Annotated in this window: 22 protein-coding genes; 14 read left to right on the top strand and 8 right to left on the bottom strand. The window is 61.7% G+C overall.

Annotation, left to right across the window (positions count from 1 at the left end; all coding sequences use genetic code 11):
- Positions 1 to 111: 111 nt before the first annotated feature.
- The 6 genes from glcC (at position 112) to CGA22_RS00210 (ending at position 5,952) form a co-directional block, all read left to right on the top strand.
- Entirely contained in the window at positions 112 to 879 is a 768-nt protein-coding gene (gene glcC, locus CGA22_RS00235) for a transcriptional regulator GlcC (protein ID WP_041021733.1), read from the top strand.
- The gene (locus tag CGA22_RS00230) at positions 876 to 1,808 is read left to right on the top strand and encodes a LysR family transcriptional regulator (protein ID WP_041021734.1); all 933 of its coding nucleotides are present in this window, start codon (positions 876 to 878) and stop codon (positions 1,806 to 1,808) included. The genes glcC and CGA22_RS00230 overlap by 4 nt, the downstream gene beginning before the upstream one ends.
- Before the next feature lie 87 nt (positions 1,809 to 1,895).
- On the top strand, positions 1,896 to 2,825 hold the full coding sequence (locus CGA22_RS00225) for a hydroxymethylglutaryl-CoA lyase (RefSeq protein ID WP_041021735.1): 930 nt from the start codon (positions 1,896 to 1,898) through the stop codon (positions 2,823 to 2,825).
- 25 nt (positions 2,826 to 2,850) lie between these two features.
- The gene (locus tag CGA22_RS00220) at positions 2,851 to 4,041 is read left to right on the top strand and encodes a CaiB/BaiF CoA transferase family protein (protein WP_041021736.1); all 1,191 of its coding nucleotides are present in this window, start codon (positions 2,851 to 2,853) and stop codon (positions 4,039 to 4,041) included.
- Positions 4,042 to 4,053: 12 nt separating this feature from the next.
- Positions 4,054 to 4,578 (top strand): gamma carbonic anhydrase family protein, encoded by a 525-nt coding sequence (locus tag CGA22_RS00215; RefSeq protein ID WP_041021737.1) that lies wholly within the window; start codon positions 4,054 to 4,056, stop codon positions 4,576 to 4,578.
- A 60-nt stretch (positions 4,579 to 4,638) separates the two neighbouring features.
- Positions 4,639 to 5,952, top strand: coding sequence for an MFS transporter (locus CGA22_RS00210; protein WP_052435099.1), 1,314 nt, complete (start codon positions 4,639 to 4,641; stop codon positions 5,950 to 5,952).
- A 45-nt stretch (positions 5,953 to 5,997) separates the two neighbouring features.
- On the opposite strand, the gene CGA22_RS00205 is transcribed toward CGA22_RS00210, so the two are convergent.
- Positions 5,998 to 10,098, bottom strand: a complete 4,101-nt coding sequence (locus CGA22_RS00205) for a CheR family methyltransferase (protein ID WP_041021738.1) — start codon at positions 10,096 to 10,098, stop codon at positions 5,998 to 6,000.
- Positions 10,099 to 10,286: 188 nt separating this feature from the next.
- On the bottom strand, positions 10,287 to 10,931 hold the full coding sequence (locus CGA22_RS00200; protein WP_041021739.1) for a TetR family transcriptional regulator: 645 nt from the start codon (positions 10,929 to 10,931) through the stop codon (positions 10,287 to 10,289).
- Positions 10,932 to 11,043: 112 nt separating this feature from the next.
- Between CGA22_RS00200 and CGA22_RS00195 the strand changes: the two genes are divergently transcribed.
- Positions 11,044 to 11,700 carry an O-methyltransferase gene (locus CGA22_RS00195; RefSeq protein WP_041021740.1) on the top strand — a complete coding sequence of 219 codons (657 nt, stop codon included), beginning with the start codon at positions 11,044 to 11,046 and terminating at the stop codon, positions 11,698 to 11,700.
- A gap of 55 nt (positions 11,701 to 11,755) precedes the next feature.
- Here CGA22_RS00195 and CGA22_RS00190 read toward each other — a convergent pair whose 3' ends face one another.
- Positions 11,756 to 12,715, bottom strand: a complete 960-nt coding sequence (locus CGA22_RS00190; protein ID WP_041021741.1) for a LysR family transcriptional regulator — start codon at positions 12,713 to 12,715, stop codon at positions 11,756 to 11,758.
- Positions 12,716 to 12,814: 99 nt separating this feature from the next.
- Here CGA22_RS00190 and CGA22_RS00185 point away from each other — a divergent pair, with 99 nt between their 5' ends.
- A complete protein-coding gene (locus CGA22_RS00185) occupies positions 12,815 to 13,555 on the top strand; it encodes an SDR family oxidoreductase (protein WP_041021742.1) in 741 nt (246 codons plus the stop codon).
- On the opposite strand, the gene CGA22_RS00180 is transcribed toward CGA22_RS00185, so the two are convergent.
- The 4 genes from CGA22_RS00180 to CGA22_RS00165 all read right to left on the bottom strand — a co-directional run bounded on the left by CGA22_RS00180 (position 13,524) and on the right by CGA22_RS00165 (position 17,806).
- Entirely contained in the window at positions 13,524 to 14,792 is a 1,269-nt protein-coding gene (locus tag CGA22_RS00180; protein ID WP_041021743.1) for an MFS transporter, read from the bottom strand. The genes CGA22_RS00185 and CGA22_RS00180 overlap by 32 nt on opposite strands.
- A gap of 192 nt (positions 14,793 to 14,984) precedes the next feature.
- Positions 14,985 to 15,911 (bottom strand): sugar ABC transporter substrate-binding protein, encoded by a 927-nt coding sequence (locus CGA22_RS00175; RefSeq protein ID WP_041021744.1) that lies wholly within the window; start codon positions 15,909 to 15,911, stop codon positions 14,985 to 14,987.
- An 84-nt stretch (positions 15,912 to 15,995) separates the two neighbouring features.
- Complete coding sequence (locus CGA22_RS00170) at positions 15,996 to 16,787, bottom strand: TIM barrel protein (protein WP_041021745.1); 792 nt, start codon at positions 16,785 to 16,787, stop codon at positions 15,996 to 15,998.
- Entirely contained in the window at positions 16,784 to 17,806 is a 1,023-nt protein-coding gene (locus CGA22_RS00165; protein WP_041021746.1) for a Gfo/Idh/MocA family oxidoreductase, read from the bottom strand. The genes CGA22_RS00170 and CGA22_RS00165 overlap by 4 nt, the downstream gene beginning before the upstream one ends.
- Before the next feature lie 186 nt (positions 17,807 to 17,992).
- On the opposite strand from CGA22_RS00165, the gene CGA22_RS00160 reads away from it, so the two are divergent.
- Positions 17,993 to 20,011 carry a sigma-54 interaction domain-containing protein gene (locus CGA22_RS00160; RefSeq protein WP_041021747.1) on the top strand — a complete coding sequence of 673 codons (2,019 nt, stop codon included), beginning with the start codon at positions 17,993 to 17,995 and terminating at the stop codon, positions 20,009 to 20,011.
- A gap of 137 nt (positions 20,012 to 20,148) precedes the next feature.
- Here CGA22_RS00160 and CGA22_RS00155 read toward each other — a convergent pair whose 3' ends face one another.
- A complete protein-coding gene (locus CGA22_RS00155) occupies positions 20,149 to 21,201 on the bottom strand; it encodes a LacI family DNA-binding transcriptional regulator (protein WP_041021748.1) in 1,053 nt (350 codons plus the stop codon).
- Between the two features lie 180 nt (positions 21,202 to 21,381).
- Between CGA22_RS00155 and CGA22_RS00150 the strand changes: the two genes are divergently transcribed.
- From CGA22_RS00150 to CGA22_RS00130, 5 genes are all read left to right on the top strand, one after another.
- A complete protein-coding gene (locus tag CGA22_RS00150; RefSeq protein WP_041021770.1) occupies positions 21,382 to 22,488 on the top strand; it encodes a fatty acid desaturase family protein in 1,107 nt (368 codons plus the stop codon).
- 34 nt (positions 22,489 to 22,522) lie between these two features.
- Positions 22,523 to 22,843, top strand: a complete 321-nt coding sequence (locus CGA22_RS00145; RefSeq protein ID WP_041021749.1) for a MocE family 2Fe-2S type ferredoxin — start codon at positions 22,523 to 22,525, stop codon at positions 22,841 to 22,843.
- Positions 22,844 to 22,861: 18 nt separating this feature from the next.
- A complete protein-coding gene (locus CGA22_RS00140) occupies positions 22,862 to 24,103 on the top strand; it encodes an NAD(P)/FAD-dependent oxidoreductase (protein ID WP_041021750.1) in 1,242 nt (413 codons plus the stop codon).
- 1 nt (position 24,104) lies between these two features.
- Positions 24,105 to 24,947, top strand: a complete 843-nt coding sequence (locus tag CGA22_RS00135) for a xylose isomerase (RefSeq protein WP_041021751.1) — start codon at positions 24,105 to 24,107, stop codon at positions 24,945 to 24,947.
- A 135-nt stretch (positions 24,948 to 25,082) separates the two neighbouring features.
- A complete protein-coding gene (locus tag CGA22_RS00130) occupies positions 25,083 to 25,910 on the top strand; it encodes an aspartate/glutamate racemase family protein (protein ID WP_218187523.1) in 828 nt (275 codons plus the stop codon).
- The last annotated feature ends 48 nt before the right edge of the window (positions 25,911 to 25,958 follow it).

Genomic DNA, 25,958 nt, shown 5'->3' with positions numbered 1-25,958 from the left:
CTGGCTGTTTTTTTATGGATTTTTATAAATCTTCTAAAAACAATGAGTTGAAATGAATGGTGAGACGACTTGAGAAGCATGGCTAAGCTGGTCATACCAGTTGGAGGCGCAATGGACGACACCCAGACCCGTCGCAATCTGCAAGTGGCCGATGTGGTGTGCGAGCGCATCGAGCGCCTGATCGTGGACGGCGTGCTCAAGACGGGGCAGTTGTTGCCGTCGGAGCGTCGGCTGACGGAAAAACTCGGTGTTTCACGCACGGCGCTGCGCGAGGGGCTGAAGCTGCTGCGGGCTCGCGGGATCATCAAGACGGAGCAGGGCAAGGGCTCTTTCGTCGCCGATCTGTCGGGCAACAGTGCCGCGTCGCCATTGATGCACCTGTTCAGCTCGCAGCCACGCACGCTTTACGATCTGTTCGAGGTCCGCAGCCTGCTCGAAGGCGAGTCCGCACGGTTGGCGGCCTTGCGTGGCACGGAAGCCGATTTCGTCCTGATCACCCGCAGCTACGACGCCTTGCTCGATGCCCACACCCGCGCACTGGAGCCCTCCGAACACGCCCGGCTCGATCATGCGTTTCACCTGGCAATCTGCGAGGCGTCGCATAACCCGGTGCTGGTGCAGACCTTGCGCTCGCTGACGGACCTGCTGCTCACCACGGTGTTCGCCTCGGTCAACAACCTCTATCACCGTGAACCGCAGAAGCGGCAAATCGATCGCCAGCATGCACGGCTCTATAACGCCGTGACCGGACGCCTTCCCGAACAGGCGCGCAAGGCCGCCATTGCGCATATCCAGAGCATCTGCGAAAACCTGAAGGAAATCGAAAGCGAAGAGCAACGCCTGGTACGTGCCACGTTGCGACTTGAGGGGTGGGCATGACGCAGCACCTGGATCATTTGTCCTTGCACCTGTTTATCCTGGTCTGCGAGGAGGGGACGATCGCACGGGCGAGCGAACGCGCGTTCATCGCGCCCTCGGCGGTCAGCAAGCGGCTTTCCGACATCGAGGCACGATTCGGGACGTCGTTGCTCAAACGCAGCAAACGTGGAGTGGAGCCGACGCCGGCCGGCTTGGCGCTGCTGCGGCATGCACGGTCCCTGACGCGGGCCATGGAGCGGCTCGACAGCGAGCTCAGCGAGTACGCCGAGGGCGCGCGCGGGCATGTCCGTATATGGGCGAACGTCTCGTCGATCATGGAGTTCTTGCCGGAAGAACTGTCCGACTTCATGTTGAAGCATCCAGGCGTCCAGACCGACATCGAAGAGCGTATCAGCCCCGATGTGGTACGTGGCGTCGCCGAGGGCTCGGCCGACCTGGGTATCTGTCGCCGCTCGATGGCCATGGGCGACCTGGAGTTCCTGCCTTACCGCCAGGACCATCTCGCGGTGGTGGTGAGCGCCGGTCATCCTTTGGCCGATCGTCTCGGCGTTGCATTCGAAGAGACATTGGATTTCGATCATCTGGGCATGTCGGCCTTCGCCACGATCAACACGTTCATGCGCGAAGATGCGCAGAAGCATGGTCGGGAGTTGCGGTTCCGCTCCTACGTGTCATCGTTCGACGCCGCGTTCCGCCTGATCCAGTTCGGACTGGGGGTCGCGGTGATCCCGCTCGAAGCGGTGGAGCGCTACACGCAACTGTTCGATCTGCGCATCATCCCCCTGACTGATGAGTGGGCGCGGGGCGAATTCGTGATCTGTGTGCGAAATCGTGAGGCCTTGTCACTGTCTGCGCGTCGGCTCCTGGACCATCTGCTGTCACGGTCACCGCCACGTCCTTCCACGACCGATCCTATCCATCGCAGTTGACGATGGATCAACGCGCCAATGGCGTCTTTTCATCGCATCCGGGGCTCTCTAGTCTGAAATCACGCTTCCGCCTAAGAGAGCCTGTTCATGACAACAATAACAATCAACGAAGTCGGCATGCGCGATGGTTTGCAGAGCCTGCAAGCCATCATGCCGACCCGCGCCAAATGCCAGTGGATCGATGCCGCCTATGCCGCCGGCGTGCGCCACATGGAGGTCGCGTCGTTCGTCCCCGCCAAGCTGTTGCCGCAGATGGCCGACGCCAGGGAAGTGGTGGCCCATGCCTTGGGTTACCCGGAACTGGTGGTCACCGTGCTGGCGCCGAACCTGCGGGGTTGTCGCGATGCCCTCGAATCCGGCGCCCATCGGATCATCGCGCCGGTGTCCGTCAGCGCCGCCCATAGCCTGGCGAATGTGCGTCGTACCCCCCTGGAGATGGTCGAGGAACTGGCGCGGATGTGCCAGCTGCGCACCGAGCTGGGACTGCATCAGGTCCAGATAATTGCTGGGATGTCCGTCGCATTCGGCTGTACCCGCCAGGGCGAGGTGCCCCTGGGTGACCTCTGTGAATTGACTGGTCACGTCCTTGAGGCCGGCTGCGACCTGGTGTCACTCGGCGATACCACCGGCTACGCCAATCCCGCCCAGGTGATCACCACCTTGCAGGCGATTCGTGCCATTGCCGGCGACAAGCTCAGGGCCGCGCATTTCCATGACACGCGTGGCTTGGCACTGGCCAACAGCCTGGCGGCGGTGCAACAAGGCATCACCGAACTCGATTCGTCACTGGCCGGGCTGGGCGGTTGCCCGTTCGCGCCGGGTGCGTCCGGCAACACTGTCACCGAAGACCTCGTATTCATGCTCCAAAGCATGGGCTACGACACCGGTATCGACCTGGCTGCACTGATCGAGTCGCGGGACGTGCTGCATGCGGCGCTGCCGGACGAACCCCTCTACGGCTGCGTCGCCCGCGCAGGCCTTCCGCTTCATTACCCGTCAGCTGTTCGCCACGCCTGAACCGGTCCAATCGAGGAAAACCGTCATGTCCAGACTTCCATTGGACGGCATTCGTGTCGTCGAAATTTCACACATGGTGATGGGGCCGACCTGCGGGATGATCCTGGGTGACCTCGGTGCCGAGGTGATCAAGATCGAGCCGACTCGCGGTGACGGGACGCGTCGCCTGCTGGGTGCCGGTGCGGGATTCTTTCGCACCTTCAACCGCAACAAACAGTGCATCGCCGTCGACGTCAACACCCCTCAGGGGCGCGACGCGGTGCTGGAACTCATCGACACCGCCGACGTGTTCATCGAGAACTTCAAACCCGGCCGCATGCAGGAACTGGGCTTTGGCTACGAGGCGATTCGCGAGCGTAACCCGCGCATTATCTATGCCTCGCACAAGGGCTTCCTGAGCGGCCCCTATGACCACCGCCTGGCCCTGGATGAAGTGGTGCAAATGATGGCGGGCCTGGCCTACATGACCGGTCCAGTGGGGCGACCGTTGCGGGCGGGCAGTTCGGTGAACGACATCATGGGCGGCATGTTCGGCGCCATCGGTGTGCTTGCCGCGCTCAATGAGCGCAATGTCACCGGCGTCGGCCGTGAGGTGCAAAGCGCGCTGTATGAAAACTGCGTGCTGCTGGCTGCCCAGCATATGCAGCAATACATTGTGACTGGGCAGGCGGCCGCCCCGATGCCGAACCGCATCAGCGCCTGGGCGATTTACGATGTGTTCGAGTTCGCCAACGGCGAGCAGATGTTTGTCGCCGCCACCGGCGAAGGGCAGTGGAATGCGCTGTGCCAGGTGCTGGGACAAACCGCATTGCTCGATGACGAGACGCTGGCCACCAACAACGATCGGGTGCTGCAACGCCCACGGCTGCTGGCGCATCTGGCTGAAGTCTTCGCGACCGTGGATGCCCAGGCCCTGGCGCCACAGCTCGAAGCCCACGGCATTCCCTTCGCGCCGATTCGTCGTCCGGAAGAGTTGTTCGAAGATCCTCACCTGCTGCAAAGCGGTGGGCTGGCGAACCTGGAACTTGAAGACGGATCGTTCACCGCCATGCCATTGCTGCCCCTGTCCCTGGATGGCGAGCGCCTGCAACCCCGTCGATCGATTCCCCGCATCGGCGAGCATACCCACCTGGTCATGCGCGAGCTGGGTTATAGCGATGAGCACATTGCCGAGCTGTGTGCAGCCGGTGTCCTGAAAACAGATGCTCAGGCCTGAAGAGGAACTGCCATGGCGATCTATCGATACGACACACTCATCCCCGCCATTCACGCCGAGACGTTCGTCGCCGAGGACGCCACGGTCATTGGCGATGTGACCCTGGCGCAAGGCGTCAGCATATGGCCCCAAGCGGTTCTTCGCGGTGACAACGAGCCGATTCGCATCGGTCAGCACAGCAACGTGCAAGAAGGTGCAGTGCTGCATGCCGACCCCGGTTTTGCATTGACCGTGGGGGAGGGCGTCACCGTCGGACACCAGGCCATGTTGCACGGGTGCACCGTCGGCGACGGTGCGCTGATTGGGATCCAGGCGGTGGTGCTCAACGGGGCGGTGATCGGCCGAAACTGCCTGGTCGGCGCCGGTGCCATCGTCACCGAAGGCAAGGTGTTCCCCGACAATTCACTGATTCTCGGCGCGCCGGCCAAGGTCGTGCGCGAGCTGACGCCCGAGGCCGTCGCCGGCCTGCACCGCAACGCAGAGGACTATGTCCTCAAGGGACAGGCATACCGGGACAAATTGATTCGAATCAGCTAAACCAGCAACGTCCCCAAGGGCGTTGCCGCTCTCCAATAACTACAACAATGGAGAAACATCATGGTTGCCATGACTGGCGAAATCCCGCTTGCACGCAGCGAAGACATCAACGAGCTGCTGCTCTATCGACGCGTGGCCTGGCGCATCATGCCGCTGGCCATTATCTGCTTTCTGTTCTCCTATTTTGACCGGATCAACATCAGTTTCGCCAAGACCCAGATGCAGCAGGAACTGGGCTTGACCGATGCGGCGTATGGCCTGGCCGCGAGCATGTTCTTTATCGGCTACGTGCTGTTCGAAGTGCCCAGCAGCCTGGGCCTGAAACGCTACGGAGCGCCGGCGTGGATCTGCCGCATCATGATCTCCTGGGGGCTTGCCACCGCTGCGTTGGTGTTCGCCTACACCCAATACACGCTCTACTTCCTGCGCTTTCTGATCGGTGTCATGGAAGCCGGTTTCGGCCCGGCCATCCTGTTCTACCTGGCGTGCTGGTTTCCCAAGAAGCATTTGGCGAAAATGAACGGCCTGTGGTTCCTGTCAGTGCCGTTGGCCGGTGCAATCGGCGGCCCGGTGGCCGGCGTCCTGCTCGGTACGATGGACGGTGTGTTCGGGCTGGCGGGCTGGCACTGGTTGTTCCTGATGTCCGGTCTGCCCTGTGTCGTGCTGGGGTTGCTGGTGCTGTGGAAACTGGATCGCGACATCGAATCGGCCAAGTGGCTGAGCCGTAGCGAGAAAGACCTGCTGGCGGCCAATCTCGAGCAGGACAAGGTCAACCAGAAACCCGTGCTGGGGTCTTTGTGGCGGGTGCTGCTGACGCGGGAAGTCGCGATCATGGCGTTCATCTACTTCGTGATCAAAAGCGCGTCCTATGGCCTCAATTTCTGGATGCCGCACCTGATCAAATCCTCTGGCGTGCAAAGCCTGTTCTGGGTCGGCATGCTGTCGGCCTTGCCCTACATCGTTGCCTGCCTCGGCATGGTCTGGCTGACCCGACGCTCGGACCGTTCCGGTGATCGTAAAACCTACCTCGTCCTGTGCCTGGCGGCGGCCGCCGTCGGCTACCTGTTGGCCTGCCTGTTCTCCGACTCGTCCTGGGCGATGATGGCCGCCTTGCTCCTGGCGACTGCGGGCACGTTCATTGCCATCCCGATCTTCTGGACGATTCCGCAATCGACCTTCTCGGGCCTGGCGATTGCCACGGGAACTGCGGCGATCAACTCCATTGGCCAGCTCAGCGGCATTGTGGCCCCGGTGATGGTGGGCAAGATCAACGACCTGTCCGGCTCCACCTACATGGGCATGCTCTCCATTGCGCCGCTGATTCTGATCGCCTGTTTTGTCGTCGTGCGCTACGTCAGGAATCCCAGGTCCTGACCGGTGTGTGCGGGCTCCGGCTGCATCGGTGGGGACATAGTCAAATCATGAACGCCGCAACGTCTCGATGGTGTCGATCAGGGCGTCATAGGACACCGGCTTGCCCAGGTGCTGGTCAAACCCTGCCGCGTGGGATTTCTGAACATCGCCATGGGTGCCGTAGCCGGTGAGGGCGATGGCCGGTACGTTTTTCGCCAGCGGTAGCTGGCGCAGCGCACTGATCAGTTCATGGCCGTTCATGATCGGCATGCCCAGGTCGGAGATGATCAGGTCGAAACGCTGGGATTCTGCCGCTTTCAGCGCCTCCAGCGGCTGGTCAAAGGCCAATACCTGGGCGTCTTCCATTTCCAGCAGCATCTTCATGGTTTCCAGCACTTCCGGCGAATCATCCACCAACAGGATCTTCAAGCCATCGAGCTTGCCTGACGCTGATTCGATGGTCGCTACCGGGGCTGTTTCGCTCTGTGGGGCGGCCAGGGGCAGGCAGACGCTGAAGGTGCAGCCGGCGCCCAGTCCTGCGGAGGTCACCTGGACGGTGCCATGCTGTGCCTCGGTCAGCTGTCGTACCAGGGACAGCCCAATGCCCAGGCCTTCGCGCTGATGATGCACCTGCTGTTTTTCCGCCTGGCCGAACATGTCAAAGACGTGTTCGAGGTTTTCCACGGCAATACCGATGCCGGTGTCCTTGATATCGATCCGCGCCATTTGATCCTGACGACGGGCGATCAGTTGGATGTGCCCCGTGGGTGGGGTGAATTTCAGCGCGTTATTGACCAGGTTCCAGATGATCTGGTCGACCCGGATCGGATCGGCATAAACGACCAGCGGTTCATCTGGCAATTGCAGATCGATCTGGGTCTGGTGTTGTTCGTTGATCACCACGGTGTAGATATCGCGAAGAACATCGATCAAGTCGATTCGCGACGGTTGCAGTTTGAGTTTTCCGGTGCGTACACGGGCAACGTCCAGCAGGTCATCGATGATACGGGCCTGGCTGTTGACCGCATCGCGGATGGTCTCCACGGCTTTGGCCGCAGAACTGGAGGTGCGGGTGATCGGCAAGCGACGCAGCATTTCGGCGTTGAGCTGGATCAGGTTCAGCGGATGCTTGAGCTCATGGGACATGACCGCAAAGAATTCGTCCTTCAGGGAAATGGTATTGCGGGACTGTTTCAGTTCCTGGCTCTGTTTTTCGTGTTCCTGCTGGTGCCCGGTCAGGTCGCGGGCGATTTTCACGTAGCCTTGCAGGTGATCGCCGCTGAGCAGGGTGACCTCGCCACTGCAATAGAAAAGGCTGCCGTCCTTGCGCAAGTGCCAGCGTTCATCTTCGGCGCGACCGTGGGTACGGGCAGTCTTCAGCTCAGCTTGCGGCGCACCGTTGGCGCGATCCTCTTCGGAGAAAATGAACTCGTAGGAGGCGCCCTCGGCCTCCGCCTTGGTATAGCCAAAAATCAGCTCGGCACCCTTGTTCCAGTGGGTGATCACGCCTTCTTCGTCGAGGATGATGATTGCGTAGTCATGGGTGCTTTCCGCCACCAGTCGCATGCGCTCTTCGCCCAGGCGCAGTTCCTCTTCGGCGGCGCGGCGGGTAGTGATGTCGATGAAGGTCAGCACCGTGCCATCGATATGGTCTTCGCTGGAGCGATACGGCAGCAGCCGGGCGATGTACCAACGCTTGTCGCTGATGCTGCTGACTTCACGTTCGATCATGTTCAGCGTCTCGAACACTTGCGCCGCATCGTCGGCCAGGTCGGTGTAGTCCAGGCGATGGGTGATATCGAGCAGTGAACGACCGGTGTCCACCGGCAGCATGTTGAAAATCTCCGTGGCCCGTGGCGTGAACCAGCGGATGCGCATGCTGCGGTCGACAAACACCGTGGCGATGTCGGTCGATGCGATCAGGTTGGTCAGGTAGTCGTTGACCTTGTCGGTTTCTTCCACCTTGGTCTTGAGCTCGAAATTGACCGTCAGCAATTCCTCGTTGATCGACTGCAATTCTTCCTTGCTGGTTTCCAGCTCTTCGGTGGCCGAGCGCAGCTCTTCGTTGATGGCCTGCATTTCCTCGTTGGAAGCCTTCAGCTCCTCGTTGGAGACCTCCGACTGCTCGATCGTATCCTGCAGGTGCAGCTTGGTGCGTTGCAGTTCGCGTTCGAGATTGGACAGGACCTGGCTTTCGGTTTGCACCTGGGCCATGGCCGCTTCTGCCGAGTCGATGTCGCTTTCCTCGAAGATCACCAGCAGGTAGTCGCTGTCCGACTGCTCGTCCCGATAGGGTTGGACGATCATGTCGATCCGTAGATGCCGGTCTTCATACTTGATCGATACGTCCCGCGACTTGACCGCCAGGCCACTCTGTTGCACCTGGAACAAGGCGGTGCGAATTTCCAGGCGCAGCTCCGGCATGATCAATGTCAGCAGGTTGCGCGACAACTCGCCGCCGACGTGCCGCAGGAAGCGCCCGGCGCCTTCACTCATGTGCAGGATGTCGGCGTTGGTGTCGACGATCATGCTCGGCGGTGCCGCGCGTTCGATAGCGCGTCGGTGGATGTCGGCGAACGACAACTTGGGTTGCACGTGATTCTTCAGTTCGGGAAGCGAGTGGCCGGTGCTGCGGGTGTAGCCACCCCGGGGCATGGTGGGAACGCGCCGGCTGTTGGGGCTTGTGTTCTTGGCCCGGAAGATCCGGTTGCGCTTGTCCACCGGACTGAACAGCTCATGGCAGGCATCGGCGCTCTCGGAGGTGCCGAGAAACAGGAAGCCACCGGGGCGAAGCGCGAAATGGAACATCTGCAGGATTTCGCGTTGCACTTCCCGATCCAGATAGATCAGCAGGTTACGGCAGACGATCAGGTCGATCTGCGAGAAGGGCGGATCGGCCAGCAGGCTGTGCTTGGCAAACAACACCTTCTCTCGGAGTTCCTTGCGAATTCGATAGTGATCATCTTCCTTCACGAAATACTGGCGCAATCGGGTCGGCGGCACATCGGTGACGATGGCCTGGGGGTAACGACCGGCCCGACCGAGGCTGATTGCGCGCTCGTCGATGTCCGTGGCAAACAGTTGCAACTTGGCTTTGCTGCCTTTGATCTGCAACTGGTCGTCGAGCAGCATCGCCAGGCTGTAGACCTCTTCCCCGGTGGAACAACCCGCCGACCAGATGCGCAGTTCTTCATGTTCCGGTCGCGACGGCGTCAAGCTGGCGACCAGCTGCGGTATCACGTCGCGCTCCAGCGCTTCGAAAGCCTCGCGGTCGCGGAAAAAGTTGGTGACGCCGATCAGCATGTCCCCCAACAGCGCCTTCGGCTCCTCTGGATTGCCTTGCAGGTACTGGGAGTAGGTCGCCAGATCGGCCTGGGTGGTGACTTGCATCCGCCGTTCGATCCTACGCAGCACCGTGGCGCGCTTGTAGTGCTTGAAGTCGTGACCGGTGCTGGTGCGCAGGTAGGCCAGGATCTCGTGCAGATAGTGCTCGGCGGCGACGGCTTCCTGTTCGGCGATATTTTCCAGCCCAGGATCAATGGCGCTGGGAAGGGTGATCGCTTGGGAGTTACGCCACAGTTCGAGGATTTTCTGCGGCATGTCCACCACCGGCAGGACCAGGTCGACCATGCGTGTTTCGATGGCGGCGCGGGGCATGCCGTCGAACTCGGCGTCTTCCGGCGATTGCGCCAGGGTAACGCCGCCCTGTTCCTTGATGCGCGACAGCCCCACGGCACCGTCCGAGCCGCTGCCCGACAACACCACGCAAAAGGCCCGTTCACGGTGAACATTGGCGAGGTCGCGAAAAAACAGATCAATGGCACAGTGGCGATCGAGGGTGGAAACGGCGGGACTGACGTTCAGGTAGCCATCGTTCATCGTCAGCTGCTGCGCTGGCGAAATGACATAGACGTGGTTCTTTTCAATGGGCACGGTCTGCGTGACCTGCACAACCGGCATCTTGGTCGATTGCTGAATGATCTGGTCGGCAATGCTTTGATGGTCAGGCGACAGGTGCAGGACAATCACGAAGGCCATGCCGGTTTCCTGTGGCATGTTCTCGAAAAACAGCTTGATTGCCTGCAAACCGCCCGCGGACGCGCCAATCCCGACGACGCCAAATTCAAGGTGGGAGGCGGTTTTACTCAATGGTGATGGCGTTGTCATGGGGCTTCTCTTGATAAAGCGACGACCTGACGCCGCACACATCGGACTTTTACCTGGAGCAGGCGAATGTTGGCGAAGCGGTGGAATGCCGCACCCAAAACATCATTGTACGCTATGTAACGAGTGGGTCTTTGGAAGGGATGTGCGTTGGATGAGCGGCCATCCGGAAACAGCTCTATCGGACCCGATTACCGAGGAGACTTTTGCTGATCGAGCGCTACAACATACGCACTGAACATGTCCGCCATGGCATCGGCGTATGCCGCGATTTGCGCGTCGGTCCGTGGGCTTCCTGAAAAATCCTTGCCCACGGAACTCAGCGTGGTCAGGATCAGATCGCAGGCCGCCGAACGGCTGGACTCATTGACGCCGGGGAGCAACTCGAACATGAAATCGGCGAAGATCCGCTTGCCTGTCGCACGCACTTCCTGGGCCTGCGGCGCGTCGCGATAGAGCGGCGCGGCGTCGTTCAGCGCGCCACGCATCGGCGCTTCCTCGCACTCGGAACGAATGAACGCATGCACCAGGTTGCGCAGGCGATCCAGGGGCGGCTCCTCCAGGTTTTCCAGAATCCGGCACAGCATTTGGGTGGTCTGCTGCCATTCATCGCTTTGCAGCCGGAACAGGATCGCAACCTTGTTGGGAAAATACTGGTACAGCGAGCCGATACTCACGCCGGCCTTTTCCGCGACGCGGGCGGTGGTGAAGCGAGCGGCGCCTTCCTTGGCCAAAACCTGAACAGCAGCCTCGAGAATGGCTGCCACCAGCTCGGTGGAGCGCGCCTGCTGCGGCTGCTTGCGTGAGGAAATACGGGCGGTCTGGCGTTGGGTCATGGGCGGCTCGGGCGTCGTGGGGAAACGCGAATAGCGAATGGGGCGAATCACTCGCATCATTTAAATGCGATGAATCAGTCGCATCTTAGTCCCCTATCGATGGAAAGCAATCATGACTACTTTGACCACTGAACCTCTGGCGACCCTGATCGAACGTCTCTACACCCAGGCCAGCGCGGCCACCAGTCCGGTGCTGAGCACTGTGCCGAGTGAAGAGCGCGAGCGGCTGATGCGCAGCAAGACCGAATACCTGGAACTGTACGGGATGCTCAAGGACTTGTGGCTGCCGGTCTCCCGCGACACCGGCAAGCTGCTGTACATGCTTGCACGCAGTGCGAAGGCCAGGGCCATCGTCGAGTTCGGCACTTCGTTCGGCTTGTCTACCCTGCACCTGGCGGCTGCGTTGCGGGATAACGGCGGCGGCGTGCTGATCGGCAGCGAATTCGAGCCTTCGAAGATCGCCCTGGCGCGTCGTCACTTCGTTGAAGGTGGGGTCGACGACCTGGTGGACATTCGCGAAGGCGACGCACTGGTTACCCTGGCCAGCGATCTCCCGGAAGCGATTGACCTGCTCCTGCTCGATGGCGCCAAGGCGTTGTATGGCGACGTGCTTGGCCTGGTTGAAAAACACCTGCGGCCGGGCGCCCTGGTAGTGGCGGACAACACCAATTACTGCCCTGAGTACCTGGCTTACGTGCGTTCGCCGCAGAATGGCTACCTCTCCGTGCCTTTCGCGGATGACATTGAGGTGTCGATGCGCCTGGGGTGATACAGGCCTCTCAAGGGGCTAGCGGGATCGGTGGGGTTGGTTGTTCACCGACCGATCAGCCCTGTCTCGCTGCGGCCGCTTCATTCACCGCCTCATCCCAGGCCGGCGTTGCGGGAAACAGTTCAAGCAGAAAGGCGATGAAGGCTTTTACGTTGGGGCTCCCACGGCGGCTTTCCGGCCACAAGGCGGTGATGGAGAAGCGCTCCGCGGTGAACTGGGGGAGGACTGGAATCAGTTCTCCGCGGCGGACATAGGGCGCAGCCACGTAGTGCGGGGTGATACCGATGCCTCCTCCCGCCGCCATGATGGCCGCTACCGCGTCGCTGACATCCACGGTGAACGCGACGTCGGGACTCCACTCGAGTTGTTTGTCGCCCGCCTGATAGGGCCAGCGTAGACTCTGCCCGGTGCTCTGGTAGCGAAAGTTCACGCACTCATGTTCCGCGAGATCTTCGGCGATCACCGGCATGCCTTTGCGTTGAAGGTACCGGGGCGACGCAAACGCGCCGATTCGATGAGGGCCCAAGGGGCGGGAAACCAGGCGTGAGTCGGTGAGGTTTCCCACGCGAATGGCGACGTCGATCCCTTGTTCGATGATGTCGGAATACTGATCGCCAAGTCGCAGGTCGATGGCCAGTCTGGGATATTGCTCGCGGAACCTGGGCAAGGCCGGCGCCAGGATGTTCACGCCGATGGGGAGCGGAGCCGTGACTTTCAAGACGCCAGCAGGCTCGGCGCGGGAGGCGACGGCGGCTTGATCGATTTCTTCGACCTCTCGCAGGATTCGCAACGCCCGTTCGTAAAGATCCCGCCCTTCAGGGGTGAGGGTCAGGGAGCGCGTGGTCCTGGTGAATAGCATCAGCCCAAAATGTTCCTCAAGCCGCTGCACGCTCTTGCTGACGGCGGAGGGGGATACCGAGAGCGCCCGCGCCGCTGCGGTATAGCTGCCCAGGGAAGCGGCTCGCGCGAATGCGATAAGCCCGGTAAGACGGTCGAGACCAATTTGTGCCTTCATGGCACTAGTAAAGCGACTTATGCCCTGATTATCAATCCGTGTTCACAGCCTTACGCTTACTCCATCCCACGCCATCCTGGCGTTCACTGGAGCCTCGACATGACCATCACCCCAACACTTGCATCCAATCTCACCGGCCGTACCGTTGTTATCTTCGGCGGCACGTCGGGCATCGGCCTGGCAGCCGCAATACAAGCGAAGGCCGCCGGCGCCAAGGTCGTGGTCATCGGCTCGAATGCGGAACGTGCCGAGCAGGCGGCGAAAGAACATGGCCTGGACGGCTGGCGCGCGGCCGACGTGACCCGCCGTGAGGCGATCGAAGCGGCCCTGGCGGATATTCCGGTGGTGGATCACCTGGTGCTGCTCGCCGGTACATTCGTCACCGGAAGCATCCTGACCGCTGACGTCGATCATCTGCGCCGGGCGTTCGATGAGCGTATCTGGGCGTCCATCAACGCGATCCGTATCCTGGGTGACAGGTTGTCCAAGGCGGGATCGATCACCTTCATCTCGGGTGCGCTCGCTGATCGACCCAATGCCCATGGCACTGCCGTCATCGGGGCGGCATCGGCCGCCATGGAGTCGCTGGCTCGTGGCCTGGCCCTGGAGTTGGCGCCGATTCGGGTGAACACCCTGTCGCCAGGCCCGATCGACACCCCGATCTTCAGCAAGGCCTTGGGCGAAGGCCGTGATGCCTACGTGGCTTCCCTGGAGCAGGCCCTGCCGCTGCGTCGCATTGGTACGGCGGAGGAAGCCGGTGCTGCAACTGTGTTCTTGATGACCAACACGTTCATGAACGGTGCCGTGCTCAACGTTGATGGCGGTGTTCGATTGGTTTGATCTTGAAGGGACGAACGGACACCCCACGGTAGAACGACAGGATGGCGAACATCTGCACGACGACGGCGGCTGTCACGACGGCGACGATGGCTTGATCCGGGTGGCTGAAGGCGGTGCGCACCAGGCCGAAGAACGCAGGGGCGAAGGCATAGGTGGCTTGGCTGATCGCGACCATCAGCGCGATGACCCTGGCGGTGTGTTCATGGCTGAACTCGGTCTGTGCGATCAGTGGCGGCAGGGAGGTGGCGTTGCCAATGCCCGAGCCGATCAGCACCACTGCCAACCAGGCCACGGATGGGTGCAGGTCCAGGCCGAGGAGCATCAAGGTGCCCAGCAGTTGGATGGCATAGCCCAGGCACGCCAGCAGCCTGCGGTCGATGCCTTGGATCATCAGGCGCGCGGCGATGTAGCGTCCGCCCATGGCGCTGGCGGTGGCCAGGCCCATGGCAAGTGAGGCGTCGTGGGCTCCCATGCGTCCCGCCAGGATCGAGTACAGGTGGGCGATCAAACCGATCTGGGCGAACAGTCCGAGGGCCATGCCGGCTGTCAACGTGCGGAAATTGGCCACCTTGAGGGTCTGCACGACCGTCCATGGAACGGCGCTGCTGGCGGGTGTCACGGGTTCCGGCTGCTCGGCGTTGTCAGGATGCTGTCCCAGGCTCTTTGGGGTTTTGTTGAAGACCAGAAAGGCGAAAATGCCGATGATCAGCACGGCCGCGAGGCTGATCACCAGCGCCGCCGTGGCAAAGCCAAAGCCCTCGATCAGCCATACCCACAGGGGCGAAAAGACCACGCCGCCCATGCTGGCGCCGTTGTAGGCTTTGCCCAGGGCCTTGGGCCTTTCCTTGACGTACCACGGCGCGACCAGGGTATTGACGGCCGTGGCCCCCAAGGTCACCCAGCCGACACCCGAGCACACGGCGCCGGCATACAGCACCCAGAGCTGGGTGGCCTGGGCCCAGATATTCACGCCGATGCCCAGGAGAAGGCTGCCCAGCAGGGTGATGGCAGGAATGCCGAAGCGTGCGTAGAGCCTTGGCAGGTTGGCGATGACGATCGTGCCGCTGAGAAAGTGCAGGGTGACGGCAGTCGACACCTGGGCAATGGGCCAACCCGTGCGCTCCATGACCGCTTGCATGTAGATCGGCGGGCCATAAAAGCCGATTCCCCAACCGATCATTGCCAGGATGAATGTGCAGGTCAGTACGGTTTTTCCAAAAAAACGGCTGTGTTTCATCGCCAACTCCTCCATGTGGGCTCACAGCGTATGCGTCCGGCAGATGTCTCACTTCGAGGCGCAACGAACAATGGATGTTTCGCTACACATGCAAGCGACGAGGGGAGATAGTGAGGACTGGGTGAGATGACTCAATGAAAAACGCCACTGTCCCTGGCCGGGATAGCGGCGTTGACATCCAGCCTTTCGCGCTTACTTGTAATGCTGTTCAAACATCGCGACCTGTTCCGGCTTGATCAGCTGAAAAGGCACCCAGACTTCCGCGTCGACCGGCTCGCCCTTGATCATTTTGACGGCCGCTTGCAGCGCGGCGGTCGCCTGGGCCTTGGGGTCCTGGAACACCGAGGCGACCAGCATTCCGCGCTTGATCGCCGCCAGCCCGTCGGGCAGGCCATCGATGCCGACAATCGCGATTTCGCCCTTGGCTTTTCCCGCTTGTTGCAGGGCCATGGCCGCGCCGATGGCCATTTCATCGTTGTTGGCGACAATGGCGTCGAACGAGGTACCGGCCAGCAGCCAGTTGCTGGTCAGGTCCATCCCCTTGGCCCGTTGCCACTCGGCGCTTTGCTGTTCGACGATCTTGATCCCGGGGTAATCCTTGAGCACCTGTTTGACCCCTTCGGTGCGGTCGTGCGTAGCGTTCTGCGCGAGGTCGCCCATGATGATCGCGAGGGTGCCTTTGCCGTTCAGTTTTTCCGCCAGGTAGTGCATTTGCAGTTGGCCGGCCTCGATGTCGTTCGAGGCCACGGTGACCACGCCCTTGGGCAGGATGCGTTCGTCCGGGTGCCGGTTGACGTAGACCAGCGGCACCTTCGCCTCGACGGCGGCGCGGGTCATGTTGGTGGTGGCGGCGGTGTCCACGGGCAGGACGATGACCGCGTCGACCTTCTGGTTGATGAAGCCCTGGACCTGGTTGAGCTGGCGCACCACATCGCCCTGGGCATCCTCGAACTGGATCTGTACGTTGTCTTTCTTTGCGGCGTCTTCCAGGCCGCTGCGCACATAGGTCATGAAGTTGTCGTCAACCCTGGCGATGCTGACGCCGATGCGATAACTGGCGTTGGCCCATTGGCTGAAGGCGAAGAGCAGCGTGGCAAGAAGCAGTGTGCAACGACGCATGGTGATATTCCTTTTGTTGTTATGAGTCGATCAGGCGTGAAGGTTGCCGGCGCACCTCGATCAATGCCCGAGGGCGCCGCCGTTTCATCGATCCAGGCTAAACGCTTGCCGGAAGCGTTGGAGTGCTGCCTCGCTGTCACCGCTGGCCCAGCCCTCAAGGCCGACGACACCGGTGTATCCCATGTCGAACAAGGCTTTGGCAATGGCCGGGTAATGGATTTCGCCGGTTCCCGGTTCCATTCGGCCAGGGACGTCGGCCACCTGGATTTCGCCGATGGCGCTGCCGGCGCGCTGGATCAGTTCGATCAGGTTTCCCTCGCCGATCTGCGCATGGTAGAGGTCCAGGTTCAGCTTCAGATGAGGGCTGCCCACGGCCTCGATCAGTGCCAGGGTGTCATCGGCGCGGGCGAACGGCGTGCCGGGGTGGTCTACCTCGGTGTTGAGGTTTTCCAGCAGGAACACCCGGCCGGCGTCTTCACCCAGGCGCGCGATTTTTTCCAGGGTCTTGCAGGCGTTCAACCACATGCGGCCGGTGGTGAGTGCCACCGGTTTGACCGGCAGGCCTTTGTCGCCCAGGCCCGTGCCATGCAGGTTGAGGCTCGGGCAGTTCAACCGGGCGGCGACGGCCAGGGATTCCCGTGCGCTGTCGAGCAGGTGCTGAATGTCCTCGGGGTCGGTCAGGTTGCCCGCGATGTAGCCGGTCATCGAGGTGAAGTCGGCACCGGTGGCGACCAGGGCGGCAATGTCCTTCTTGGTCCAGTCCCAGATTTCGGCGCTGAAGCCCAGTGCATGAATCCGTTTGACCCGTTCGGTGAACGGCAGGTCGAGGAAGACCATCTCGGCGCTGATCGCCAGTTTGAACGGAGTGAAACTCATGACCGGCCTCCCTGCACGCGCACCGGCTGGCCTTGCTGGAACGACTCGATGCAGGCGCGGGCAATGGCCAGGGCAGCGCGGGCGTCTTCACCGCTGGCGAGGGGTTTTTCGCCGGTGCGCAGGCAGTCGACAAAGTGGTTGAGCTCGGCCACGTAGGCATCCCGCAGCAGGTCGGTGTCCAGGCGCTGTGTGTCGGCCTGGATGCCACCGGCCAGGTAGCGAACCAGATCCGAGTCGTTGACGGCACCCATGGTCAACATGCCGGCGCTGCCGAACACTTCGCCGCGGACATCGTAGCCATACACCGCCTGGAAATTCGCCTCGGCGGTGGCGAGGGCGCCGTTGTCGAAACGCAGGTTCACCAGGGCGGTGTCGAGGAAGCCCTTGTCCTTGAAGTCCGGAGCGATCAAGGCATCGGCCATCACGAAGACTTCGACGACCTCGGCCCCAGGATTGAGGTAGCGCAAGGTGTCGAAGTCGTGGATCAGGGTTTCGAGGAAGATCACCCATTGCGGCGAGTTGGCCGGATTGTTCAGCGCCGGATCTCGGGTCAGTGACCGCAGCAGTTGCGGGGTGCCGATACGGCCGGCGGCCACGTCCAGGTGCGCGGTGCGAAAGCTCTTGGCGAACCGGCGGTTGAAGCCGACCTGCAAGGTGACCCGGGCATCGGCGGCAGCGGCGATGGCGCGGTCGGCTTCGTCGAGGGTGATCGCCATGGGTTTTTCACAGAACACACTTTTGCCGGCGCGGGCTGCGCTGATGACCAGCTCGGCATGGCTGCGGGCCGGAGCGGCAATCAGTACGCCGTCGATCTCGGGGTCGTCGAGCAATTGCTGTGGATCGGTGTAGACCCGCTCCACGCCCAACTGTGCCGCCAGGCGGGCGGCTTGGCCCGGCGTGGGGTCGGCGATGGCGGCCAGGCAGGCACCGGGAATGTGTCGGGCAGCCGTCAAGCCGTGAAAGCTGCCCATGCGGCCGGCGCCAATGAGGCCGAGGCGGATGATCTTGGATGTATTCATGAAACTGACTTCCCCTTTTTTTGTTATCAGCAGGATTGTTTCGCTGTACAGGCAGGGGAGCAAAGCCTGTGCCAATGCTTAACTGATTGATAAATAGGGGTTTATTTCTTGTTTGGCGAAATAGGTGTTAATTCTCATGACATGCCTATACTGGACATGTACAAAAAATGAACATTGGAGCCTTCCGTGATTCCGGCACCCATCGCTGTCAGCGAGCAAGACCTCGACTACATCGCTTCACTCGGTCCGGCGTCGTTGAGTGACGGGCCGATTGCCGCGTTGGAGCAGGCCTGGCTGGCTTGCCTGGACGGATGTATCGAGCGGCCTGACGGGGTCCGGCAGGTGATCTGGAACTCCTGGTTGCGCAGCGTCGGCGCCGGCCTTGACCCCGAGGATGGCGCGTATCGTTTTGTCGAGCCTGCCGACCTGGCCGCAACGCTGGCCGCCCATCGCGTGATGATCGCGGTGGCGGCCGAGGTCATGGGCGGGTTGCTGGCCTACAACCCCAGGGGTCATATCAACCTGACCGATGCCGAAGGGACCACCCTGTATTTTTGCGGCAGTGATCTCACCCCGGTAGGCAGCCGCTTGCTGGAGTCGGTGCAAGGCACCAACTGTACGGGGCTGGCACTGGCTGAAGACCGGCTGGTCTATGTACTCGCCGAAGAAAACTTCGGCATCGGCTTGCGCAAGCGGCGCATGCATTGCGCCGCCGCGCCGATTCGCGATGCCCGGGGACGGACCCTGGCGATCCTGACCCTGACCGCCGAGCCGGGCTGGTTTCATTTCCACACGTTGGGCACCGTGCAGGCCGCGGCCGAAGCCGTATCGCGGCAAATGGCGCTGCAAGCCTTGTTGGAGGAACAACAGACGATGCTTGAAGTGCTCAACGAAGGCTTGGTCGTGCTGGACGACCGTGGCTGCATCAGGGCCATCAACGGTTATGCCCGGCAGTTGTTTCACGTCGGGCGGGACCTGCTGGGCCAGCCGTTCCAGCGCTTGGGCCAGAGTGAGCTGACCGATGAGATCCTGCTGCGTGGCGGGGAAGGGCTGCGGGATCTGGATTGCACCTTCGAACTGCATGATCGCAGCCACCTGGCTTGCCTGGTGTCGGTGTGCTCACTGGAGCAAGGTGGACGCATCGTTTCGCTGCGGGAAAACCGGCGCATCCGCGAAATCACCCGGCGGATCATCGGCACCCAGGCCAGTTACACCTTCGACACCATCCAGGGTAATTCCCGGGCCATCCAGGACGCGTTGCACCTTGGACGAATCGCCAGTCGCAGCGACTCCACCACGTTGATCCTTGGCGAAAGCGGCACCGGCAAGGAGCTGTTCGCCCAGGCGATCCACAACGCCAGTGAGCGTCGCAGTGGCCCATTCGTGGCGGTCAATTGCGGGGCGATCCCACGGGACCTGGTGCAGAGCGAATTGTTCGGGCATGTCGAGGGGGCTTTCACCGGTTCCGCTCGCGGCGGATCCGCCGGCAAGTTCGAGTTGGCCGATGGTGGCACGATCTTCCTCGACGAAATTGGTGACATGTCGTTCGGGGCCCAGGTCAGCCTGTTGCGGGTCTTGCAGGAAGGCGAAGTCACTCGCGTGGGGGCGAAGAAATCCCAGCGGGTGAACGTGCGCATCATCGCCGCCACCCACCGCAACCTGAGCCAGGCGGTGGCTGACGGCGCGTTTCGCGAGGATCTTTATTATCGGCTCAATGTGCTGAATCTGACGGTGCCGCCGCTGCGCATGCGCCGGGAGGACGTACCGTTGCTGGCGCACCATTTCCTCTCCCGTTGCGCCCGCTCACTGCGCAAGTCGGTGCGGGGCATCTCGCCCCAGGCGCTGGACGTGCTGTCGGCCTACCACTGGCCAGGCAACGTGCGTGAGTTGGAAAACATCATCGAGCGTGCGACCAATCTGGCGGTCAGCGAACAGTTGCAGCCGGATGATCTACCGCTGGAAATCAGGCAAGGCCCGCGGCCGTCATCGCCAGGGAATGTGCCTGAGCGACCGGCAGCCCTGGGCCTCGACGCCCATGAGATGAACGCGATTGTCGCCGCCCTAGAGGCCACTCGGGGCAATATCCGCCTGACTGCCCAGCAGTTGAACGTTTCCCGGGGTGGGCTGTACAACAAGATGAGTCGGTATGGATTGAGGGCCGAAACGTTTCGTTCTGGGGGTAAGGCTGCTCACTTAAGTCAGTAGATGAACCTGTGGCGAGGGGATTCATCCCCGCTGGGGCGCGAAGCGGCCCTAAGATTTTGGGGCTGCTACGCAGCCCAGCGGGGATGAATCCCCTCGCCACAGTGAACCGGGCGAGTCTTGAGTGAACAGCATTGCGTTCAGGGGTGAGCATTCTCCGAGGTCATGATCTGCAACGGGATATGGATGCGATGCCGCACCGGATCGAAGGTTGGTGCAGTCTGCAATTCAACCAGTAGATCAACCAGCGCCTGGGCCAGCAAGCGCGGCTGGGAATCGATGACCAGGCTGATCAGGCCCTGGGCAAGGGCCTGGCGCGACAGCTCGGTGGACTCCTGCAGGATGCAGCACAGTGACGGCCGGCTCGGCAGTTGCGAAAGGGCGCTGATAATGCCGTCGCCACCGCCACCGACCACACACAAGCCACGCAAGTCATCATGGCGCGCCAGCAGGTCCAGGGTCGCCTCTTCGGTGATGTCGTCGTTGTCCAGGTTGATCAGCGCCTCCAGCGGTCGCAGGCCGGGAGCATGCTCCGCCAGGTAGCTGCGCAGCCCGTCGATCCGTGCCTGGTGGCCGAGGAAACGATGGCCACCGAGTAGCACCCCGACACTGCCTTCACGGGTGCCGCAGGTGTGGGCCATCAGCCAACCCATGGTGCGCCCGACTGCATGATTGTCCTGGCCGACGTAAGGCTCGTCGGCCGTTTCAAGTATGTCGGACAGTAGCGCGATCACCGGCACGCCGGCGGCCCTGATCTGGGCAATGCTGGCGTTGATCGACGGGTGCGCGAAACTGACCACTGCCAGGCCGTCGCACTGCACCGCCAACTGTTCGATCTGGGCAACGATTGCGCTGGGCGTCCGATCGAAAACGTACTCGAATTGAATGCTCAGGTTGGCCCCGGCGTGACACTGCGCCGCTTCCGTGATGGCTGCGGCCACGTTGCCGTAGAACGCCTGGGCGGTGCCGAGCAGGAGAATGCCGAAACGGTAGCTGGGACGGCGCTCACGGATCCTTTGGCCGATCAGTCGGGCGGCGAAATAGCCGACTTTTTCGGCGGCCTGGAACACCTGCTCGGCGGTGGCCGGGGTGACCGGCGCTCGGGCGTTGAGCACCCGGTCCACGGTTGCGACACTCAACCCCGCGTACTGGGCGACGGTGGCGATGGTTGGGCGTTTGGTGGTGTTGGTCATGGCAGGCCCCACAGCGCGTTGATAGAAAACTATCAAGCTTCGATGGGCCTGGATGATAGCTTGATAGGGAATCAATTCAAGGGCTTGAGGCTAATCGGCGCGCTCTCTATGGTTTCTCCAACGATGCGAACCTGCATCGAGCAAGGGTTCAACACCATCCAGCTTGCGGAGAACAATAAAATGCCTGAACAAAACGCAGCCTCCGAACACCTCGATAAACCCGCACGTCGGGACTATTCACTGCTCGGACCCGAAGCCGCCAAAGCGGCGCAAAAAGGCCTGGTATCCGCCAATTGGTACCAATCGCCGATCTCGCGTAAACGTATGAAGGAATTGATGCAGCGCCGCGACGGCCCGGCGCTGCGGGACACCGCGATCTGGTTGCTGTCGATGGTCGTCACCGGTTTCGGTGGTTACTGGTTCTGGGGATCCTGGGCCTGCGTGCCGTTCTTCTTCGCCTATGGGCTGCTCTATGGCACGGCGTCGAATGCCCGTTGGCACGAAACCGGTCATGGCACCGCGTTCAAGACCCGTTGGATGAATGACGTGGTCTACCAGGTGTCGAGCTTCATGTTCATGTTCGAGCCCCATGTCTGGCGCTGGAGCCATGCGCGGCACCACACCGACACCATCATCGTCGGTCGTGATCCGGAGATCGTCGAGCCGCGCCCGCCAAGCCTGATCGGCATGGTGCTGAGCCTGATCAGGATGCCTTACGCGATCAAGACCATGGGGTCGGTCTGTCGGCATGCGACCGGGCGGATGGCGGAAGAAGAGCAGACCTTCATCCCCGAATCCGAGTGGCCGAAGATCTTTCTGGCAGCACGGGTCTGGCTGGTGATCTATGGATTGACCGTGGCGGCTGCACTGTACCTGCGGAGCTGGTTGCCGCTGATGTTCATCGGCTTGCCGACGCTCTATGGCGGCTGGCTATCCTACGTGTTCGGCCTGTCCCAGCATGTCGGCCTGGCTGAAGACGTGCTGGATCATCGCAGCAACTGCCGCACCATCTACATGAATCCGGTGCTGCGTTTCCTGTACCTGGACATGAATTATCACCTCGAACATCACATGTATCCGATGGTGCCGTTTCATGCGCTGGCGCAGCTTCACGAAGAGATCCGCCACGACTGCCCGCCGCCCTATACCAGCCTGTGGGAGGCGTTCAAGGAAATCCTCCCGACCATCTGGAAACAGCGCAAAGACCCGAGCTATTTCGTCCGTCGCCCTTTGCCGCCACGCACGGCGCCGACCGCCAGCACCCAGGCTGAAGCAACACCGGCCTGATCCTTCCCGTTTTACCACTACAAGAGAACGCGCCATGACCGATCAATGGATCGACGTTTGCGCCGTGGGCGAAATAAACGAAGAGGACGTCATTCGTTTCGACCACGGCCCGCAGACCTACGCCGTCTACCGCTCCGCTGACGATGAGTTTTTCGCCACCGCCGGCCTGTGCACCCATGAATCCATCCACTTGGCCGACGGTCTGGTGATGGACCATGTCATCGAGTGCCCCAAGCACAACGGGCGCTTTGACTACCGCTCCGGCAAAGCCCTGGGCGCGCCGGTGTGCGTCAACCTCAAGACCTATCCGGTCCGGGTTGAGGCAGGGCGGGTCCTGCTCGGTATTGACGTTTGACCACGTGGAGGTTGTGCCATGAAAGCTGACAACGCTCCCTTGGTGATCGTCGGTGCCGGGCATGCCGGCGGTCGTGCGGCGCTGACCCTGCGCGAGGAAGGTTATGGGGGGCGCTTGATTCTGATCGGCGATGAAGTCCATCCACCCTATGAACGTCCGCCGCTGTCCAAGGGGCTGTTGCAGGGTACGGCCGAACTGAGTGGGTACAGCCTGTGTGACAGCGCCCGGTTCGCCGAACTGGACATCGAGCACTGGGCGGGCAATCCGGTGGAGAGCCTCGACCCGCAACGACATCGACTGCAGTTGGCCGATGGTCGTGGGCTGCACTATGCGCGGCTGTTGCTGGCGACCGGGGGCAGGGCGCGGCGATTGACGTCGGTGCCTGAGCGTCTAGCCAATGTGCTGTATCTGCGCACCCATGACGAGGCATTGAGATTGCGTGCCTCGCTGCAACCCGGCAAACGATTGGTCGTCATCGGCGGAGGTTTCATCGGCCTCGAAGTCGCCGCCACCGCCCGGGCCTTGGGTTGTACCGTCATTGTGCTTGAAGCAGGACCGCGACTGGCGGGCCGCGTCCTGCCGGAGCGACTGTCCCACGAACTGCTGGCATTGCACCGCAGCCAGGGCGTGGACGTGCGCCTGGACGTCGCCATCGAGGCGGTGCAGGGCGACACTCGCGCCGAGTCAGTACAACTGGTTGACGGCGCGTTGCTGCCTTGCGATCTGGTCGTCGTTGGCATCGGCATGCAACCCAACATCGAATTGGCTGCGTCCGCCGGACTGGCCGTCGGTCAGGGCATCCGCGTCGATGCCCAGCTGCGTACCAGTGCGCCGGACATCTTCGCCGCCGGTGATGTCTGCGAGTTTCGGCTGCATCCGGAGGGCGTTTTTCAGCGTCAGGAGACCTGGCGCAACGCCGAAAACCAAGGGCGGCATGCAGCCCTCAACCTGCTGGGCCACGAGCTGCCCTTCGAGGTGATCCCCGGCTTCTGGTCCGACCAGTACGACTGGGGACTCCAGACCGTGGGCTTGATTTCAGATACGCAACCGACAGCGAGCCGACCCCTCGCAAACGGCGGTTTCCTGATGTTCTACCTCGATGCCGAGCGTCGCCTGCAAGGCGCCTGCGGCTGGGGCCAGGGCAACAGCGTCGCCAAGGACATCAAACTGTGTGAGCGACTGATCGCCAACCGAAGCTGCCTCGCCCTGGACGCCCTGGCCGATGCCGATGTGTCGCTTAAACAATTACTGAGGACCTGACATGCGCGAGTTCCTGATCTTTCAATCGCTCTGGGCCATGCAGGATCACCGTGGCGAATGCGTGCTTCCCCTCGAAGCACAGCTGGAAAACATTGCCGCCGCCGGCTTCGATGGCATCACCGATCACTTCTGGGAGCCTTCCCACGCTGCGCGCCTGCACGCCGCCGCCAAGGCACTGGACCTGCGAATCGAAGGTCAGCTCTTTCCCCGTACCGTGGATGATCTGGCGGCCGCCCTCGATGTCGCTGCGCGCCACGGCTGTCACCATCTCACGCTGCAAGCCGACGTCCGGCCGCGCACACTGAGGCAGGCGATCGCGCTGGTCGAGGGCTGGCAGCGCCTGGCCGAACAGGTGGATTTTCCGATTCTCCTAGAGACCCATCGTTATCGCCTCAGCAATGACCTGTTGTTCACGTTGGACCTGCTCGAGCAGATGCCCGACCTGAAACTGTTGGCGGACCTGTCCCACTATGTCGTGGGGCGCGAGATGCCGGAACCGGCCACCGCTGAAGACGACGAGTACATCCAGCGCATCCTGCGGCATAGTTGGGGTTTTCATGGACGTGTCAGTAATGGCGAACAGGTGCAAGTGCCCTTGAGTTTCACCCAGCACCGACCCTGGCTGGAGCGCTTCCTCGGTTGGTGGCGCTACGGAATCGAGGATTGGCTGGCTCGCCCGAGCACACCTGCGAGCCTGTCCTTTACCTGCGAACTTGGTCCGCCACCCTATGCGATCACCGGGGCCGATGGGCGCGATATCAGTGATCGCTGGGAAGAGGCGTTGATATTGAAGCAGTTGATGCGTGAGGTTTGGAGGGATTGTCACGTTCCGGGCGGAGGCTGATGGGTGTGGGATGACAATCGATGGCTATCGCGAGCAGGCTCGCTCCCACAGAGGGTTGTGTGTACAGAACTTTAATGAGCACCCCGGAATGTGGGAGCGAGCCTGCTCGCGAAGGCGTCGGCACAATCAATATCCATGCAAGCTGACCCACCGCTGGACAGACAGATTGTGCTGCATAAAGCCCTCAACAAAATTTTTCCTGCGATTTCATGGCCTGAAAACGAGACGGCGTTACCTGCGATGCATGCGGTAATGGATGACACGAAATCCGTGCCCTTAAACAAGGCCAACGCGCAGGAGAATTCCATGACCCAGCGGATCGCTTTCATTCATACCGTCGGTTTCCTGATCGAGGAGTTTCGGGCACGTATGCGTGCTGAGCTTCCCACCGCCGACTGCTTCCATATCCTGAACGAAAGCCTGCTGCAGGACCTGTTGCGTGGCGTACCGCAGCCGCAGGTCTACCAGCGCGTGGTTGATCAGATTGTGCTGGCGGCGCAAGCGCAGCCTGACTTGATCGTCGTCACCTGTTCATCGACGTCTCCGGCTGTCGACATCGCCCGCAGCATCGTGTCGCAGCCGATCCTGAAGATCGATGACCCGATGGCCTCGGAAGCGGTGCGCCGTGGCGCGCGCATTGGCCTGCTTTGTACGGCGACCAGTACGGTGGAACCGAGCAGCGCGCTATTGCACGCCCATGCCGCAGCGCAAGGGCGCGACATCATGATCAAGACGGTGCTGTGCCCCGAGGCCTACCAGGCGCTGATGGCGGGTGATCGGGCGCGGCATGACGCAATTCTCCATGAAGCGGCCCGCGGGATTTCCAATGAGGTGGATGTGTTGGTGCTCGCCCAGGCATCGTTGGCGCATTTGCGCGACGGGCTCGCCGCGGAGCTGAAATGCCCGGTATTGGCAAGCCCGTCGTTATTGATGGGGGAAATCGCCCGGCGCTGTGCCGAATGAGTCGATGAGGTGACACAAGGAGGCCGTGGCAGATTGTGCTGCACATGC

Origin of the sequence: Pseudomonas sp. PSB18, from assembly GCF_014596565.1 — a bacterium.
In the GTDB taxonomy this organism is placed as follows: domain Bacteria; phylum Pseudomonadota; class Gammaproteobacteria; order Pseudomonadales; family Pseudomonadaceae; genus Aquipseudomonas.
Note: the sequence above shows the minus strand (reverse complement) of the source record. Positions and strands in the feature narration are given on the sequence as shown.

What these genes read in the sequence shown, in the direction of transcription:
- glcC (WP_041021733.1), top strand. Translation starts at nt 112, where the DNA reads ATGGACGACACCCAGACCCGTCGCAATCTGCAAGTGGCCGATGTGGTG.
- CGA22_RS00230 (WP_041021734.1), top strand. Translation starts at nt 876, where the DNA reads ATGACGCAGCACCTGGATCATTTGTCCTTGCACCTGTTTATCCTGGTC.
- CGA22_RS00225 (WP_041021735.1), top strand. Translation starts at nt 1,896, where the DNA reads ATGACAACAATAACAATCAACGAAGTCGGCATGCGCGATGGTTTGCAG.
- CGA22_RS00220 (WP_041021736.1), top strand. Translation starts at nt 2,851, where the DNA reads ATGTCCAGACTTCCATTGGACGGCATTCGTGTCGTCGAAATTTCACAC.
- CGA22_RS00215 (WP_041021737.1), top strand. Translation starts at nt 4,054, where the DNA reads ATGGCGATCTATCGATACGACACACTCATCCCCGCCATTCACGCCGAG.
- CGA22_RS00210 (WP_052435099.1), top strand. Translation starts at nt 4,639, where the DNA reads ATGGTTGCCATGACTGGCGAAATCCCGCTTGCACGCAGCGAAGACATC.
- CGA22_RS00205 (WP_041021738.1), bottom strand. Translation starts at nt 10,098, where the DNA reads ATGACAACGCCATCACCATTGAGTAAAACCGCCTCCCACCTTGAATTT.
- CGA22_RS00200 (WP_041021739.1), bottom strand. Translation starts at nt 10,931, where the DNA reads ATGACCCAACGCCAGACCGCCCGTATTTCCTCACGCAAGCAGCCGCAG.
- CGA22_RS00195 (WP_041021740.1), top strand. Translation starts at nt 11,044, where the DNA reads ATGACTACTTTGACCACTGAACCTCTGGCGACCCTGATCGAACGTCTC.
- CGA22_RS00190 (WP_041021741.1), bottom strand. Translation starts at nt 12,715, where the DNA reads ATGAAGGCACAAATTGGTCTCGACCGTCTTACCGGGCTTATCGCATTC.
- CGA22_RS00185 (WP_041021742.1), top strand. Translation starts at nt 12,815, where the DNA reads ATGACCATCACCCCAACACTTGCATCCAATCTCACCGGCCGTACCGTT.
- CGA22_RS00180 (WP_041021743.1), bottom strand. Translation starts at nt 14,792, where the DNA reads ATGAAACACAGCCGTTTTTTTGGAAAAACCGTACTGACCTGCACATTC.
- CGA22_RS00175 (WP_041021744.1), bottom strand. Translation starts at nt 15,911, where the DNA reads ATGCGTCGTTGCACACTGCTTCTTGCCACGCTGCTCTTCGCCTTCAGC.
- CGA22_RS00170 (WP_041021745.1), bottom strand. Translation starts at nt 16,787, where the DNA reads ATGAGTTTCACTCCGTTCAAACTGGCGATCAGCGCCGAGATGGTCTTC.
- CGA22_RS00165 (WP_041021746.1), bottom strand. Translation starts at nt 17,806, where the DNA reads ATGAATACATCCAAGATCATCCGCCTCGGCCTCATTGGCGCCGGCCGC.
- CGA22_RS00155 (WP_041021748.1), bottom strand. Translation starts at nt 21,201, where the DNA reads ATGACCAACACCACCAAACGCCCAACCATCGCCACCGTCGCCCAGTAC.
- CGA22_RS00150 (WP_041021770.1), top strand. Translation starts at nt 21,382, where the DNA reads ATGCCTGAACAAAACGCAGCCTCCGAACACCTCGATAAACCCGCACGT.
- CGA22_RS00145 (WP_041021749.1), top strand. Translation starts at nt 22,523, where the DNA reads ATGACCGATCAATGGATCGACGTTTGCGCCGTGGGCGAAATAAACGAA.
- CGA22_RS00140 (WP_041021750.1), top strand. Translation starts at nt 22,862, where the DNA reads ATGAAAGCTGACAACGCTCCCTTGGTGATCGTCGGTGCCGGGCATGCC.
- CGA22_RS00135 (WP_041021751.1), top strand. Translation starts at nt 24,105, where the DNA reads ATGCGCGAGTTCCTGATCTTTCAATCGCTCTGGGCCATGCAGGATCAC.
- CGA22_RS00130 (WP_218187523.1), top strand. Translation starts at nt 25,083, where the DNA reads ATGCAAGCTGACCCACCGCTGGACAGACAGATTGTGCTGCATAAAGCC.